Below are 14907 nucleotides of genomic sequence, written 5' to 3' on the forward strand. Positions count from 1 at the left end.
CGGCGGAATCTACGACCGCACGGTGAAATCGGTTCCGATATCTCCGCAGGCCCGCGCGGCGCTCGGATTGCCGGCGAGCACGGTGTCTCTCGCACCGCCGGAATTGATCCGGGCTATTCTGCAGGCGCCGGTGGATCTGTTGTGGAACGGCGGTATCGGCACCTATATCAAGGCCAGTACCGAAACCAATGCCGATGCGGGCGACAAGTCCAACGACGCGGTAAGGGTCGACGGGAATCAGTTGCGGGTGAAGGTCGTCGGCGAGGGTGGAAACCTCGGTGTCACTGCATTGGGGCGGATCGAATTCTGCCGCGGTGGCGGCAAGATGAACACCGATGCACTGGATAATTCCGCCGGAGTCGATTGCTCCGATCACGAGGTGAACATCAAGGTACTGCTCGACGGTGTGGTCTCGGCGGGGGAGCTGGAAATCGCCGATCGCAATCCGTTGTTGGCGGAGATGACCGACGAAGTCGCACAGATGGTGTTGCAGGACAATATTTCCCAGAATTATCTGATCGGAATTTCGCGAGCCGAATCGGCGCAGATGCTGAATGTGCACAGGCGGTTGATCGAGGAGCTGGAGAACCACCGGGGTCTGGACCGGCAGCTCGAGGCGTTGCCGGCCGATACCGTGCTGAAGCGCCGGCTCGAGGAAGGGACCGGCCTTGCTTCGCCCGAACTCGCCAATCTGCTGGCTCATGTGAAGCTTGCGTTGAAAGCCGACCTGCTGGCGGGGGACCTGCCCGACAGTGCGTTCTTCGGCGCCCGCCTTCCCGACTACTTCCCGACTCCACTGCGCGAACGGTTCGGCGTGGCGATCAAGAAGCATCGCCTGCGCCGGGAAATCGTCACCACCATGATCGCCAACGAGGTGGTGGACCACGGTGGTCTCACCTACACCTTCCGGCTCGGCGAGGAGATCGGTGCCACCGCCACCGATACGGTGCGTGCGTTCGCGGCTGTCACCGAAATCTTCGGGCTGCACGAGATCTGGACCCGGATCCGCGCCGCCGACACCTCGGTCGGTGTACGCGACCAGCTCGAACTGGAAACCAAACGCACACTGGACCGGGCCTCGCGGTGGCTGCTCACCAACCGCCCCCAACCCATCGCCGTGGGCGCGGAGATCAACCGGTACCGGGTGGGTATCAGCGAACTCGCGCCCAAGGTGCCCAGCTGGCTGCGCGGGCACCATGTCACGACACTGACGGATCACGCGGCCGATTTGGTGGCGCACGGGGCGCCGCTGGATCTGGCCACCGAGGTCTTCGGGCTGCTGCACCTGTTCCCGCTGCTCGATATCGTCGATATCGCCGACATCACCGACCGCTCCGGTGACGAGGTGGGTTCGCTGTACTACGCGCTGAACGAGCATCTCAAGATCGACTGGCTGCTCGAGGCGGTGAGTCATCTGGAACGCGGTGATCGCTGGCACGCGCTGGCCCGGCTCAGCTTGCGCGACGATATGTACAGTTCGCTGCGCTCGCTCACTCTCGATGTGCTCTCCGGCGGCGACCCGGAGGAGAGCGCGGACGAAAAGATTGCATACTGGGAGTCCAAGAATCAGTCCCGGCTCGGTCGCGCCCGCGCGGCGTTGGCGGAACTGTTCGAGTCCGGAACCCACGATCTCGCCACGCTGTCGGTTGCGGCGCGGCAGGTGCGCAGCATGGTGAGTGGGGTGGGTGCCCAATCGGAGGTACCACGGTGACGAACGCTGTTTCTCACAACAGCAACGGTGCAGGTGCTGAGGTGGCCCCGGCCGCCCCGGCGCCGCGCTTCCACACAGCCGTCCATGTGCGCTGGTCGGATATGGACGTTTTCCAGCACGTCAACCACGCTCGTATGGTGACGCTGCTCGAGGAAGCGCGGATCCCCTGGCTGTTCGAGGACGACTGCCCCACGGTGGCGCTGCGCAACGGCTGTGTTCTGGCGGATCTGCACGTCAAGTACCGCGGCCAGCTGCGGCACGAGGACACACCGCTCGATATCGCCATGTGGATCGAGCAGTTGCGGGCCGTCGATTTCACTGTCGCCTACGAGGTGCGCGCCGCCAACGCAGCCCCCGGATCACCCGCCGCAGTCACCGCGACCACCCAGCTGGCCGCGTTCGATATCGAAACCCAGCGGTTGCGCCGGCTCACTGCGGCCGAGCGCGACTACCTGGCCCAATGGATCGCGGTGCCGAGCCCGTCGTGATATCCGACCAGCGGGTCCTGTCCGTACCGGATCCGGCAGAGCGCGAGAATCTGGCCACATTCCTCACCCGGGCCCAGCGGCTGGACCCGGCTGCGGTGGTGCGGCTGCGCCGGCGTGGAGAAGGGATGGTGACTGCCTGGGTCGCCACCGGGTTCGAAGCGCTGGCCACCCGCACGGTCGGTGCCGAACTCATGGTCGACGATGCGACAGTCGGCGCCGAAACGGTACTGGCCGCCCTGAACGCCCCTGGCCCGATAGACCTCGGTTACTCCCTGGATTCGGCCTGGCGTGGCGCTCTGCCGCCCGCCACGGGCTTCGGCCATATCGATGACCTGCCCGCCCGGACCCTGGTGGAGCTGGCCGAACGCGGAGCCGATCTGGCCAAGGAGCACGGATCGAACCACGGCCCGCCGGCGTCACTGCTCGATCAGACGGTGATCACCGTCTCGGCCGGCGAAGACGAGGTACAGATACCGATGCGGGTGGTGTTCGCGCTCACCTCCATGGGTTTCATCCCGCACTCCGGAGACCGTGCGCAGGCGAACCGGATCCCGCCGGAGGAGTCGGTCCGCGTCCGTGCGACCAGAACGTGGCTCCGCCTCGATGCCCGCTACGGTTCCGTCGCCCGGCGCAGGGCTGGGAGCATTTCGCTGACTCCCCAATAAGAGTCTTCACACACGCAGACTGCGCAGCCGGGTCCACCCGAATGCGACGTACTTACCGGCACCCGACTCGTAGAGCGGTCGCGCAGAGTTCTGGGTCGCCGGTCCGAGTCGGCTCTGCCCACGGCAGCGCCGAGCGCACAGCGATACTCGAGAATTCCCGCTGCCCCGAACCGAACGTGCCCAGCTCGCCCGGCGGGATGGCGGCCGGCGCACGGTCCGGCCGATCTGCAATGTCTTCCCGGTTGTGCAGCTGGAGAGGGAAGGGCCTGCGCCGCGGTGTGCCGGAACTATGCCGCGCCCTCGCCGAGGTATTGCAACCAGACCGGATCGAGTTCGTTGACCGTGGACAGCAGGCGCCAGTGCGGGCCTTTCGGGGAGACCAGCGGGGATCGCAGGGGCCAGCCCAGTTCGCTGAGCAGTTTGTCGGCTTTGCGGTGGTTACAGGGGGCGCAGCTGGCGACGCAGTTCTCCCAGCTGTGTTCGCCGCCGCGGCTGCGGGGGATGACGTGATCGATGGTTTCTGCCTTACCGCCGCAGTAGCCGCAGCGGTAGTGGTCACGCTGCATGAGGGCGGCGCGGGTCATCGGGACTCGGGCACGGTACGGGACACGGACATAGGTGCGCAGCCGGATGACCGAGGGAATGGTGACGGTGGCCCCGGCGGAGTGCAATACCGGGCCGGTGGGGTCGTGATGGACCGCGTCGGCCTTATCGCAGACCAGCAGCACGATGGCGCGACGAGCGGGTAGCGCGGTGAGCGGTTCGTAGGTGGCGTTGAGCAGCAGGACGCGGCGTTTGAGCCAGTTGATCTGCTGGGGGGAGTGGAGTACGGCGGGTCCGCCGCGAGAACGAGCGGAATCGATATCGGCTGCGGTCTCGGAAGTGTGCCGGTTGACCGCATGATCGGACAGCAGTTGCAGCGGAGGAGCCCCCGACCCACGAGCGTGGACGTCGGCGGGCTTCAGTTGTCGGTGGCGCATCGCCTCCGGTGATCGGGCGCCGGTCCGTTGCTTCATGTCGACCCCAAATTCTGCGTATCAAGATCATGTGGTATCTCGCCGCGAGACAAGATTCAGTTGACCATGGAACGCCCCGGAGTGCACGGTTATTTTGCACAATGGCTGGTGAACTGCCGCTGAAGCGACGTCCGAGGTCAACCGAGTCGAAGACGCCGGCGGGGTCCGGCCGTATCGGAGTGGCCGGATACTCCCTCGACGGTACGGGTATATCGCCGAATCTGCGAACCCGCGGTGACACGGGCACAATGGACGGCGCATCCAGCGAAACGAGAGGGTTCATGACTGCGGGTATTCCGGCTGCCGGTGATCCGGCCGGCGAACAGGCCACGATCTCCTTCTACGATGCCGTCGGCGGGGAGGCGACCTTCCATCGGTTGGTGGCAACGTTCTACCGCGAGGTCGCCGCGGACGAGATCCTGCGGCCCATGTATCCCGAACAGGACCTGGGCCCGGCCGAACGCAGGCTGCGCATGTTCCTCGAACAGTACTGGGGTGGGCCCCGCACCTACTCCGACGAACGGGGCCACCCGCGGCTGCGTATGCGGCATATGCCGTTCGAGATCGGGCCCGTCCAGCGCGACGCCTGGTTGCGCTGTATGCGGATCGCGGTCGCCGAGATCGAACCCGAGACCCTCGATGACGCCCACCGCCGCCAGCTGCTGGACTACCTGGAAATGGCCGCGAACTCCTTGATGAACACCACCTGGTAGCCCTTTCGCCCTCGCAGGGTGATCCAGGTAGCTGTTGCCGCTGTACGCCCCTACACTCCGGCGCCGAGAACACAGCACACCACCGGTGCACCATCTACTACAGAGGATCGTCTACCGTTATCGTGTGAGCATTCTCGAGACAGTGGCGATTTTCGCCGGTATCCCACTGGGGATCTACCTCATAATCGCTGGTTTGTCGTATCTCGGTAAGCCGCTGCCCGGTGAGAAGCCGGTCCACTTCGATATGAGCAAGAAGTGGACCTCCCCGCCGGTGCTGTGGAGTGCTACCGATGAGGTCACCGGACGCGGTCATTCCTACGATGCCGGTGAATCGTCGCATGGTTCGCATGTGGCGTTCGACGCCCTCGAATCCCCCCAGGAAGCGCTGATCGGAGGCCGGGCAAGTGGCAAGTACTAAGTGGCCTGCGGTGGTCGAGTCCGAACTGCCGCGGGGATATGTGATCACCACCAGCGGCCGGGTCTCCGGGGTGCACGAGGCCGGTGACGTGTTCAAGGAGGCGCCGTTCGACAACGACGAGCGGCTGGCCATGGACAATGTGCTCACCGAGGCGACCCGTGCCACCAAGGTCCGGTTCAACGTCTATATCGGCGACCTCGGTCCCGATGCCGGTGCTGCGGTGGACACACTGTTCCCCAGCATGCCCGAGGCAGCCCGTTCGGTGCTCATCGCTGTCTCCCCGAACGACCACGCCGTGGAGGTTCGCTCCGGCCGGGACGTGGCCGAGCGGGCCAATGACCGGGTGTGCCAGCTCGGTGTCACCGCCGCGCTGAGTTCGCTACGGCAGGGCGAGCTGATCGACGGTCTCGTTTCGGCGGTCCGCGTGATGGCGGCCGCCATCGGTCGCTGACCTTCCGGGAGCGCTCGCTATCGGCGACGACGGCGCGTCCACCAGTAGGTGGACGCGCCGTCTGCCGTCTCCGGTCAGGAGATATCGAAGGCGCGGGCGCGCAGCGACCGCTCGACTCCCGCCTTGCCTTCGCTCACCAGCCGCCGTAGGGCGGGCGGATGATCGCCGGCCAGGAACTCGCCGGCGCGGGCCACCGCTGCTTCGCTGATCGCCCAGGCGGGGTACAGACCGATCACCACGGTCTGCGCGACCTCACTGGACCGCCGCTCCCACACCGCGGGAATTTCCGCGAAGTACCGCTCCACGAAGGGCTGGAGCAGGGTGTCCTGTCCGGCGGGCGCGAAACCGTTGACGATGGAGCGCGCGGTGATGTTGGGCACCGAATCGTCCTCCATCACCGTTGCCCAGGCCGATGTCTTCACCTCGGCGATCGGGCGCGCCGTTGCCGCGGTGGCGGCCTGCCGGCGGCCCGCGGCGGTTTCGTCGTTGCGCAACTCGGCGTCGATGGCCGGGGTGGTGTCCGCGCTGCCGGTGTCGAGCTCCCCGGCCGCGGCGAGCGCGGTGAGCAGCCGCCAGCGCAGGTCGGTATCGACGGTGAGACCGGGCAGACCCACTCCGGCCGGGTCGCCGTCGAGCAGTTCACGCAGGACCTCGGTATGCCACGCAGACAGCTTCGCGCTGGTGAGAGCGTTGACGAACGCCAGCTGGTGGTCGGAACCCGCGTCGGCCTCCCGGGCCAGCTCCAGCAGGCGATTCGCGTAATCCTGCCAGCCGGTGGTATCGGCCCATTCCGGATCGGTGTAGCTGCGCAGGGCGGTATTGGCCTGCATGAGCAGTCGCTGCACCACCCCGATCTCGGATTCCGCGCCGATACCGCGCTGTACCAGCGCGACGAAATCCCGGGCCCGGAACTCGGCCTGCCGGGTCATCTCCCAGGCCGCCGACCAGGCCAGGGTGCGGGGCAGCGGTTCGGCGATATCGGCGATCTGGTTGACCAGGACGTCGAGTGAATCGGGGTCCAGGCGGACCGAGCAATAGGTGAGATCGTCGTCGTTGATCAGCACGAACTTGCCGCGCGGTACGCCGACGAGTTCGGGGATTTCGGTGCGTTCGGCGGCGGCGAGATCGAGTTCGACCCGCTTCGTGCGGACCAGTTTGCCCTCTTGATCGTCGTAGACACCGATCGCCAGCCGATGCACGCGCTGCTCGCCGGCTCCGGGGGCGGCGCCCTCCTGGATCACGGTGAACGAGGTGAACTTGCCGTCGGCGCCGACCTCGAAATCGGGCCGCAGAATATTGAGGCCGGTGGTCTTGAGCCACTGCGCGCCCCAGTCGGACAGATCGCGTCCGGAGGATTTCTCCAGGGCAGCCAGCAGATCGTCGAAGGTGGCGTTGCCGTAGGCGTGCTCGGCGAAATAGGCGCGCAGCCCGGCCAGGAACGGCTCCAGCCCGACATAGGCCACCAGCTGTTTCAGCACGCTCGCACCCTTGGCGTAGGTGATGCCGTCGAAATTCACTTCGACAGCAGCCAGGTCGGGGATATCGGCGGCGACGGGGTGGGTCGAGGGCAGCTGATCCTGCCGGTAGGCCCACGACTTCTCGACATTCGCGAACGTGGTCCAGGCGCTGGTGTACTCGGTGGCTTCGGCCTGGCACAGCACGGACGCGAAGGTCGCGAACGATTCGTTCAACCACAGATCGTCCCACCACTTCATGGTGACCAGATCGCCGAACCACATATGCGCCATTTCGTGCAGCACGGTTTCGGCGCGCCGCTCGTAGGAGGCCCGGGTGACCTTGGACCGGAAGACGTAATCCTCGAGGAAGGTCACCGCGCCGGCGTTCTCCATCGCGCCGGCATTGAACTCCGGCACGAACAGCTGGTCGTATTTGCCGAAGGCGTAGGGGAGGCCGAAGTTCTCGTGGTAGAAACCGAAACCCTGTTTGGTCTCGGTGAACAACCGCTCGGCGTCCATGAATTCGGCGAGCGAGGCGCGGCAGTAGATACCGAGCGGGATGCTGCTGTGATCGTCGGTGTAGGTATCGGTCCATTCGGCGTACGGACCGGCGATCAGCGCGACCAGATAGGTGCTCATCAGCGGGGTCGTGACGAACTGGTGCCGGCCGGCCTCGGCGCTACCGGCACCGTTGGAGATCACCTTCCAGTCGGCGGGCGCGATGACCTCGATATCGAAGGTGGCCTTGAGATCGGGTTGGTCGAAGCAGGCGAACATCCGTTTGGCATCCGCGGTCTCGAACTGCGAGTACAGGTAGACCGCATCGTCGGCGGGATCGACGAACCGGTGCAGGCCCTCGCCGGTGTGCGAATATTCGCAGTCGGCCTCCACCACGAGCTCGTTGCGTTCGGCCAGGCCGGGCAGCGGGACCCCGGTCGACTCGTCGTACTCTGCGATATCGAGAGGTTTGCCGTTCAGTACCGCCGAACGGATACCGCGGGCGACGATATCGATGAAGGTCTGCGAACCGGGCTTCGCGGTGAACGTGACCGTACTGCGTGAGAAGAACGTCTGCTCGCCCGGCTTCCCCGCTCCGTCGGTCAGGTCGAGGTCGATGCGGTAGTTCTCGACCGAGACGACGCCGGCGCGTTCGATCGCCTGTTCGCGGGTGAGGTTCGGTGCGGACATCGGGCTCCTTCGATTACACAGAGGTGCGGGCACGAGCGCTGTCCACAATGCCACGTCGGTAAGGTTTGCCTGGAGTCAAGTCGTATGACTCGACTCCAGTCGAGAACCAGAGGATCGGAGCCGCAACGTGAAGCATGTGCACGCCGGAAAGGTGCGCGACCTGTACGCCGACGGTGAGACGCTGCTGCTGGTTGCCTCGGACCGGGTCTCGGTCTACGACGTTTCGCTGCCCACGCCGATCCCGGACAAGGGCGCCCTGCTGACGCAACTCTCGAACTGGTGGTTCGAGTTCTTCGCCGATATCCCCAACCATGTGCTGTCCACCACCGATGTGCCTGCGGAATTCGCCGGCCGCGCCGTGCGGGTGAAGCCGTTGAAGATGGTGCTGGTGGAATGCGTGGCGCGCGGATACCTGGTGGGGTCGGGGTGGAAGGAATATCAGCGCAGCGGTTCGGTATGCGGGGTGGCGCTACCTGCGGGACTGCGCGAAGGTGACCGGCTGCCCGAACCGATCTTCACGCCGACCACGAAGGTATCCGACACCGGGCACGACGAGCCGATGACTTTCGGCCAGGTCGTCGATCAAGAGGGCCGCGAGATCGCCGAGCAGCTGCGCGACCGCACCCTCGGCCTGTACGCCCGGGGTGCGGCGCACGCCGCGGAGCGGGGCGTGATCATCGCCGATACCAAGGTCGAATTCGGCTGGGACGGTGATGTTCTCACCCTCGGTGACGAACTGCTGACCTCCGACTCCTCCCGATTCTGGCCGGCCGGTGAATGGGAGCCCGGCCGGCCGCAACCTTCGTTCGACAAGCAGTTCGTCCGGGATTGGGCCACGTCCACCGGCTGGGACAAGGAACCGCCCGGCCCGGAGATCCCGGCCGATATCGTCGCCGCCACCAGGAACAAATACGTCCAGGCCTACGAGCTGATCACCGGCCGTACCTGGTGAGGCGTTCCCGCGGCTGTTGCTGTCCGATCAGTGGCCGCCGCGGCGATCCGGCCGCGACGCTGTGCTGGGACCTGCTGTTCAGAGGGACGTCGAGGTGTCGGCCAGCCGGTCCGGGTCGACCGGGTCGCCGGAGAGGATGAGTTCTTCGATGCGATCGCCGACATCCCAGATGTTCACGTTCATCCCGGCCAGGACCCGCTGCTGATCGTCGAGCCAGAACGCCACGAATTCGCGGCTGCCGAGATCTCCGCGCACGACCACTCGCTCGTAGTCGCCGGGGGCGGCGAAACCGGTGTACTCCATACCGAGGTCGTACTGGTCGGTGAAGAAGTAGGGGAGGCGGTCGTAGAAGGCAGCCTTGCCCAGCATGGTCCGGGCGGCCACGGCGGGCTGATTCAGTGCGTTCGCCCAGTGCTCGACACGGATGCGGCGGCCCAGTACCGGGTGTTGCTGTTCCGCGATATCGCCGATCGCGACGATATTCGGATCGCTGCTGGTGAGTCCGGCGTCGACGAGAACGCCGGTGCCGGTGAGCAGGCCGGCGGCTTCGGCGAGTTCGATCCGGGGTCGCGCACCCACCGCGACCAGGACGGCGTCCGCATCGAATACGGCTCCGTCCGCCAACCGCACACCGCCGGCCCGGCCGTCGGAAACAGTGATCTCCTCGACGCGCGCATCGAACCGGAACTCGACGCCGTGCTCCCGGTGCAGGTCGGCGAATACCTCACCCATCTCCGGGCCCATCGCGCCCAGCAGCGGTGTGGTGGCCCCTTCGACCACGGTCACCGCCACGCCGGCCGCGCGCGCCGCCGCGGTGACTTCGAGCCCGATCCAACCCGCCCCGATGACAACCAGCCGGCGCGCGGTGCCGAACAGTTCGACCAGTGCGTCGGATTCTTCGACGGTGCGCAAGGTGTACACGCCCGCCGCGTCGGCGCCCGGGACGGGCAGCGACCGGGATGCGGCACCGGTGGCCAGGGCCAGCTTGTCGTAGGGCAGGGTCGAACCGTCCGGCAGCGCAACCGTGCGGGCGCCCCGATCGATAGTGGTGGCCTCGGTGCCCAGTAGCAGCTCCACATTGTGGTCCCGATACCAGGCGGAGTCGGCCACGGTGAACTCGTCCAGGGTCTTCTTCCCGGCCAGATACTCCTTCGACAGCGGCGGGCGTTCGTAGGGCAGCCGCTCCTCCGCGCCGATGAGCGTGATGTGGCCGTCGAAATCGTTGCCGCGCAACTCCTGTGCCAGTTTCGCCCCGGCCAGGCCGGCGCCGGCGATCACGAAACGCTGTGCAGATGTCATGGACGGACTCCCTTGTCGTGAGATGTTTCAGCGACGATCCGAACCTCTGGGGCCAGCCTACTGAGGCCGGCGGAGATGATCGCCGGGATCGGGAACGAAATCGGCGCGGCGGCGGTTGCTCGGTGGGAGGCCGGGACTGCGGCGCAGTGCCCGTCGAGGACCGAAGGAGAGGAACCGCCCGTGACCGATACGGCCGATAAATTGGACCTTGCCGAATTCTGGTTCGACCCACTGTGCCCGTGGTGCTGGATCACCTCCCGCTGGATCCTCGAGGTGGCGAAGGTGCGCGATATCGAGACCCGTTTCCATGTGATGAGCCTGGCGGTGCTCAACGAGGGACGTGATCTGCCGCCCGAATATCAGGAACTGATGGCGAGCGGGTGGGGCCCGGTCCGGGTCGCGATCGCCGCTGCCCAGCAGCACGGCGACGATGTTCTGCCGGCGCTGTACACCGCCATGGGCACCCGGTTCCACGACCGCCGGTCCGAGTTCGAGCAGGAGGGCGATCTCCGGGGCACCTTCGCGGCGATTCTGGCCGACGCGCTCGCCGAGGCCGGCTTGCCGGCCGAACTGTCGGCCGCCGCGGACAGCGGCGACTACGACGAGGCCTTGCGGGTGAGCCATCACGCCGGGATGGACAAGGTCGGACCCGATGTCGGTACGCCGACCATCCACGTCAACGGGGTCGCGTTCTTCGGTCCGGTGCTGTCGCGGATCCCGCGTGGCGAGCAGGCGGGCAAACTGTGGGACGCGGTGGTCACGCTGGCCGCTTACCCACACTTCTTCGAACTCAAGCGCACCCGTGACGAGGATCCGCAGTTCGACTGAAGATCGCGCCGACCGATTCCCGCCGCCCGGCCGGAATCGGTCACCGGGCCCGGATCAGTACAGAGTTTTCGACATCGTCACCGGCCGGCCGCCGGGAGTTCCCGGCGGGGGCGGTGGCGGGGTGAGCGGCAGTGACCCCGATCCGGGCCGCCAGAACAATCGGCCGTGACTGCTGCGGTCGCGTAACGCCCACATCCGCCAGGTGAGCACGGGATGGGATGCCATAGCGTTCACCATCCAGACGAAGAAACCGCGTTCCCGGGCGGCGCGGTCGGCCATTTCGTCGAAACCCACCGAGGTGTTGAGGTATTTGCCGGCTGCCAATGTGCCCATTGCCGGCGCCGCGCCTTGCGGCCGGTGGCAGTAGCCGTGGTTGTCGGCCGTGTACTCCTGTGACCGGATGAGCGAATTACCCAGGATCGGCAGGAACGGGATGAGGAACATCCCCAGTTGCCGCCAATAGGACGTGTGCCCGGCCGCGATATGACCGACCTCGTGACCGATGATGAACGCCAGTGCGTCCGGTTCGCGGGCGGCGCCGCCGACCTCGAACAGGTCGCTGTAGACCACCACATAGCGGCGGAATCCGTGACCGGAGGCGAACGCGTTGATCTGCCCGTTGCCGAGTACGACGTACGCATCCGGCGCCGATGCCATACCGAACCGGGCCGCGGCCTCCTGCACCATCCGGTAGCCCTCGGGGAATTGGGTCGGCGACATCTTCACGCCGTTGACCCGCTGGCGCGAAAAGTTGAGCCCGCGGCCCAGCCAGATCAGCAGCGGCGCTCCCACCAGGATCAGGATGTACTCGTTGACGGCGCCGAGGGCCAGCAGCAGAAATGCCAGCAGATACGCGACCCCCGTGAACAGCACCACAACGGTCAGCAGCGGGATCTCCCAGCTGTGCCGGGCGGGCATACCGAACGGTGACAGTCCACGCGGCTCGTGCGCCGGCCCCGGCGGCGGTGGATAACCGGCCGGTAGGGCCGTCGGAGCGCCCGGACGGTCGGTGAGCCACGGGTAGGGCCCGGGCTCCGGCGGAGTCGCGGCCCAGTGGGGGCCGGACCCGGACGGTTGCTGTGGGTCGTGCGGCTGCATACCCCGACTCTAAGCGGACCTCCCCGTTCGCCCGGCCGGGTACGGATGGTTGCGCCGGGTTCCGCAGGCGTGGCCTGCCCGCCGTCATCGGCCGTTTCCGGGCCTGACACAATCGCGGCATGCGCGTATACCTGGGTGCCGATCACGCTGGTTTCGAATTGAAGAACGTTGTCTCCGATCACCTCGAGAAGGCCGGTCATGAGGTCGTCGACTGCGGCGCCCTCGTCTACGACGCTCTCGACGACTACCCCGCCTTCTGCATCGAGGCGGCCCGCCGTACCGTCGCCGATCCGGGCAGTCTGGGACTGGTCTTCGGTGGTAGCGGTAACGGTGAGCAGATCGCCGCGAACAAGGTGCCCGGGGCGCGGTGTGCGCTGGCCTGGAGCGTCGAAACCGCCCGGCTGGCCCGCGAACACAACAATGCCCAGCTGATCGGTATCGGTGGCCGGATGCATTCGCAGCAGGAGGCGCTCGAGATCGTGGACGCCTTCGTGACGACTCCGTGGTCGGAGCAAGAGCGCCACCAGCGCCGTATCGATATCCTCGCCGCCTACGAGAAGACCGGCGAAGCGCCCGCGCTGCCTACCTCCTGACGCGAGTGCCGGAGGGACATACCCTGCACCGGCTCGCCCGCCGCCACGAACGGCGCCTGGCCGGTGCGGTGGTGCGGGTGTCGAGTCCGCAGGGGAAATTCGCCGCGGGTGCCGCCCGGGTGGACGGGCGTACCCTGCTGCGGTCGCAGGCGTGGGGTAAACATCTTCTGCACGAGTACGAGGGCGAACTGTTCGTCCACATCCATCTCGGGCTCTACGGGACGTTCATCGAATCCGGACTGCCGATGCCGGAGCCGGTGGGACAGGTGCGGATGCGGATGTACGGGTCCGGCCGCGACGGATCCGGGTTCGGCACCGATCTGCGCGGCCCGACGGCCTGCGAAGTCCTGGCACCGCCTGAGATGGCAGCGCTCGTCGCCCGGCTCGGACCCGACCCGCTGCGTTCCGATGCGGACCCGGACCGGGCCTGGGTGCGGATCAGCCGCTCCCGGCGCAGTATCGGCTCCTTGCTGATGGACCAGAGCGTGATAGCCGGGGTCGGTAATGTCTACCGTGCGGAAGTATTGTTCCGGCACGGTATTTCCCCGTCGCGAGCCGGTACCGGGATCGGCCGGGACGAATGGTCGGCGCTGTGGGCGGATCTGGCCGGCCTGATGCGGGTAGGGGTGCGCCGCGGGAAGATGCACGTCGTTCGTCCCGAACACGATCACGGTGCGCCGTCCTATGCTGCCGACCGGCCCCGTACCTACGTCTACCGGCGGGCAGGTGAGCCGTGCCGCCGCTGTGCCGCGCCGGTGCGGCACAGTGTCCTGGAGGGCCGGAACCTGTTCTGGTGCGCTGGGTGCCAGCCCGGCTGAGCCTGCCTGTTCGGCCCGCTCAGCCGGCCACGGCGGTATCGACAGCCTCGCCCGCGGGTTCGGCGCCGACGTACCGGCGGCCACCCGCGGTTTTCGCCGAGTACATGGCGAGGTCCGCGCGGCGCAGCAGTTCGGCCAGCTCGGCGCGGTCCTCGGGGGGCGAATAGGTGGTGCCTACACTCGCCGATACCGGTACCGGACCGGCCGCGGTCCATACCGAATCATTGAGCGCCAGCACGATATTCGCGGCCAGCTCGGGGACGTGGTCCTTGTCGAGACCGGCCGCCAGCACGAACTCGTCCCCGCCGTAACGGCAGACCACGGTCCCCGGTGGCGCGACCTCGCGCAGGCGCTGCGCCAGTTCGACCAGAACCTCGTCGCCGACGGCGTGACCGTAGTTGTCGTTGATCTGTTTGAACCGGTCCAGATCGACAACCAGCAGCCCGACCCCGCGCTGCGGATGATCGGCCATCTGCCGGACCCGATTGCGGAGCAATGTCCGGTTGGCCAGACCGGTCAGGGCGTCATGGGTGGCTTCGTGTTCGAGCCGCTGCTGGAGGGCGGCGAATTCGCGTACCCGCTGCGTGGCTTCGTCGGAGAAGTTCTTCTTCTGCTGCGCCAGCGCCAGCTCCTGCAGCGCCTGGGCGTAGCTGTCGATGGCCTGACTGGCCACCAGCGGCCACTGGGTCGCCACCAGGGAGCCGCGTGGTCCGGCAGGGAAACCCAGCAGGGTACGGGTCACCAGCGCCAGCATCCGCACCTGGTGCAGCGGCTCCGCGCACAGCCGCGCTCCGAGCCGGCGGGCGGCGCGGATCGGGAACGGATCGGACACCGTGAGCTCGAGTAGCTGCTCGAGGATCTCGACGAGAACAGGTTCGATCTCGGCGGCGGTGAGACCGGCATCGGGCCGGGCCCCGGCCGCCAGGGCCCATTCGTGAGCGGTGGAATGGACGGGTGGCCGACTTTCAGCAGCCATTGCGATCACCACATGCGAAGGTAATCGCGCCGCGAATGTGCGGCTTCGGTGCCGGGGCCACCCGGCTGTGTCGTACTGCTGTGCGGATGGTCCACCTTGTCGGGTGCACGCCACCGCCCCCTTTCCAGATACCCCGTCCGGTAAGAAGATCGTAGCAAGATGGTGGGGCCCGGAGACCTGTGTTCTAGAACAAGTTCTCGAACCCCGGAACAACAGCAATCTCTGGCGTATCGTCC

15 protein-coding genes are annotated in these 14907 nt (G+C 66.7%); 10 read left to right on the forward strand and 5 right to left on the reverse strand.

Translation table 11 applies throughout. The features are described from left to right. The 3 genes from NS6_RS32750 to NS6_RS32760 form a co-directional block, all read left to right on the forward strand. A partial coding sequence (locus tag NS6_RS32750) for an NAD-glutamate dehydrogenase domain-containing protein (protein ID WP_174552662.1) occupies positions 1-1711 on the forward strand: 1711 nt, incomplete at its 5' end. Positions 1712-1752: 41 nt separating this feature from the next. Continuing rightward, a complete protein-coding gene (locus NS6_RS32755) occupies positions 1753-2199 on the forward strand; it encodes an acyl-CoA thioesterase (protein WP_068050204.1) in 447 nt (148 codons plus the stop codon). After that, a complete protein-coding gene (locus tag NS6_RS32760) occupies positions 2172-2864 on the forward strand; it encodes a DUF8185 domain-containing protein (protein WP_068050124.1) in 693 nt (230 codons plus the stop codon). Before NS6_RS32755 ends, NS6_RS32760 begins: the two co-directional genes overlap by 28 nt. A gap of 287 nt (positions 2865-3151) precedes the next feature. On the opposite strand, the gene NS6_RS32765 is transcribed toward NS6_RS32760, so the two are convergent. Further along, the gene (locus NS6_RS32765) at positions 3152-3880 is read right to left on the reverse strand and encodes an HNH endonuclease (protein WP_174552663.1); all 729 of its coding nucleotides are present in this window, start codon (positions 3878-3880) and stop codon (positions 3152-3154) included. 281 nt (positions 3881-4161) lie between these two features. On the opposite strand from NS6_RS32765, the gene NS6_RS32770 reads away from it, so the two are divergent. The 3 genes from NS6_RS32770 to NS6_RS32780 all read left to right on the forward strand — a co-directional run bounded on the left by NS6_RS32770 (position 4162) and on the right by NS6_RS32780 (position 5462). Beyond that, positions 4162-4593 (forward strand): globin, encoded by a 432-nt coding sequence (locus tag NS6_RS32770; RefSeq protein ID WP_068050208.1) that lies wholly within the window; start codon positions 4162-4164, stop codon positions 4591-4593. A 124-nt stretch (positions 4594-4717) separates the two neighbouring features. Beyond that, positions 4718-5011 (forward strand): aa3-type cytochrome oxidase subunit CtaJ, encoded by a 294-nt coding sequence (gene ctaJ / locus NS6_RS32775; RefSeq protein ID WP_068050209.1) that lies wholly within the window; start codon positions 4718-4720, stop codon positions 5009-5011. After that, positions 4998-5462, forward strand: coding sequence for a DUF5130 domain-containing protein (locus tag NS6_RS32780; RefSeq protein ID WP_068050125.1), 465 nt, complete (start codon positions 4998-5000; stop codon positions 5460-5462). The genes ctaJ and NS6_RS32780 overlap by 14 nt, the downstream gene beginning before the upstream one ends. Positions 5463-5536: 74 nt before the next feature. On the opposite strand, the gene pepN is transcribed toward NS6_RS32780, so the two are convergent. Beyond that, the gene (pepN, locus tag NS6_RS32785) at positions 5537-8107 is read right to left on the reverse strand and encodes an aminopeptidase N (protein WP_068050128.1); all 2571 of its coding nucleotides are present in this window, start codon (positions 8105-8107) and stop codon (positions 5537-5539) included. A gap of 127 nt (positions 8108-8234) precedes the next feature. Between pepN and NS6_RS32790 the strand changes: the two genes are divergently transcribed. Next, positions 8235-9059 carry a phosphoribosylaminoimidazolesuccinocarboxamide synthase gene (locus tag NS6_RS32790; RefSeq protein ID WP_068050129.1) on the forward strand — a complete coding sequence of 275 codons (825 nt, stop codon included), beginning with the start codon at positions 8235-8237 and terminating at the stop codon, positions 9057-9059. Between the two features lie 78 nt (positions 9060-9137). On the opposite strand, the gene NS6_RS32795 is transcribed toward NS6_RS32790, so the two are convergent. Further along, positions 9138-10358 (reverse strand): NAD(P)/FAD-dependent oxidoreductase, encoded by a 1221-nt coding sequence (locus NS6_RS32795; protein ID WP_068050131.1) that lies wholly within the window; start codon positions 10356-10358, stop codon positions 9138-9140. A gap of 180 nt (positions 10359-10538) precedes the next feature. On the opposite strand from NS6_RS32795, the gene NS6_RS32800 reads away from it, so the two are divergent. Further along, positions 10539-11186 (forward strand): mycothiol-dependent nitroreductase Rv2466c family protein, encoded by a 648-nt coding sequence (locus NS6_RS32800; protein WP_068050211.1) that lies wholly within the window; start codon positions 10539-10541, stop codon positions 11184-11186. 54 nt (positions 11187-11240) lie between these two features. Here the strand turns inward: NS6_RS32800 and NS6_RS32805 are convergent, their stop codons facing one another. Continuing rightward, positions 11241-12284, reverse strand: a complete 1044-nt coding sequence (locus tag NS6_RS32805; RefSeq protein WP_068050133.1) for a M48 family metallopeptidase — start codon at positions 12282-12284, stop codon at positions 11241-11243. A 119-nt stretch (positions 12285-12403) separates the two neighbouring features. On the opposite strand from NS6_RS32805, the gene NS6_RS32810 reads away from it, so the two are divergent. Both NS6_RS32810 and NS6_RS32815 read left to right on the forward strand, forming a co-directional pair. Beyond that, the gene (locus NS6_RS32810) at positions 12404-12877 is read left to right on the forward strand and encodes a ribose-5-phosphate isomerase (protein WP_068050135.1); all 474 of its coding nucleotides are present in this window, start codon (positions 12404-12406) and stop codon (positions 12875-12877) included. 5 nt (positions 12878-12882) lie between these two features. Next, on the forward strand, positions 12883-13695 hold the full coding sequence (locus NS6_RS32815) for an Fpg/Nei family DNA glycosylase (protein ID WP_068050137.1): 813 nt from the start codon (positions 12883-12885) through the stop codon (positions 13693-13695). Between the two features lie 19 nt (positions 13696-13714). Here NS6_RS32815 and NS6_RS32820 read toward each other — a convergent pair whose 3' ends face one another. Continuing rightward, on the reverse strand, positions 13715-14671 hold the full coding sequence (locus NS6_RS32820) for a GGDEF domain-containing protein (RefSeq protein ID WP_068050213.1): 957 nt from the start codon (positions 14669-14671) through the stop codon (positions 13715-13717). Positions 14672-14907: the final 236 nt, after the last annotated feature.

This window comes from Nocardia speluncae NBRC 108251, assembly GCF_001613245.1.
In the GTDB taxonomy this organism is placed as follows: domain Bacteria; phylum Actinomycetota; class Actinomycetes; order Mycobacteriales; family Mycobacteriaceae; genus Nocardia; species Nocardia speluncae.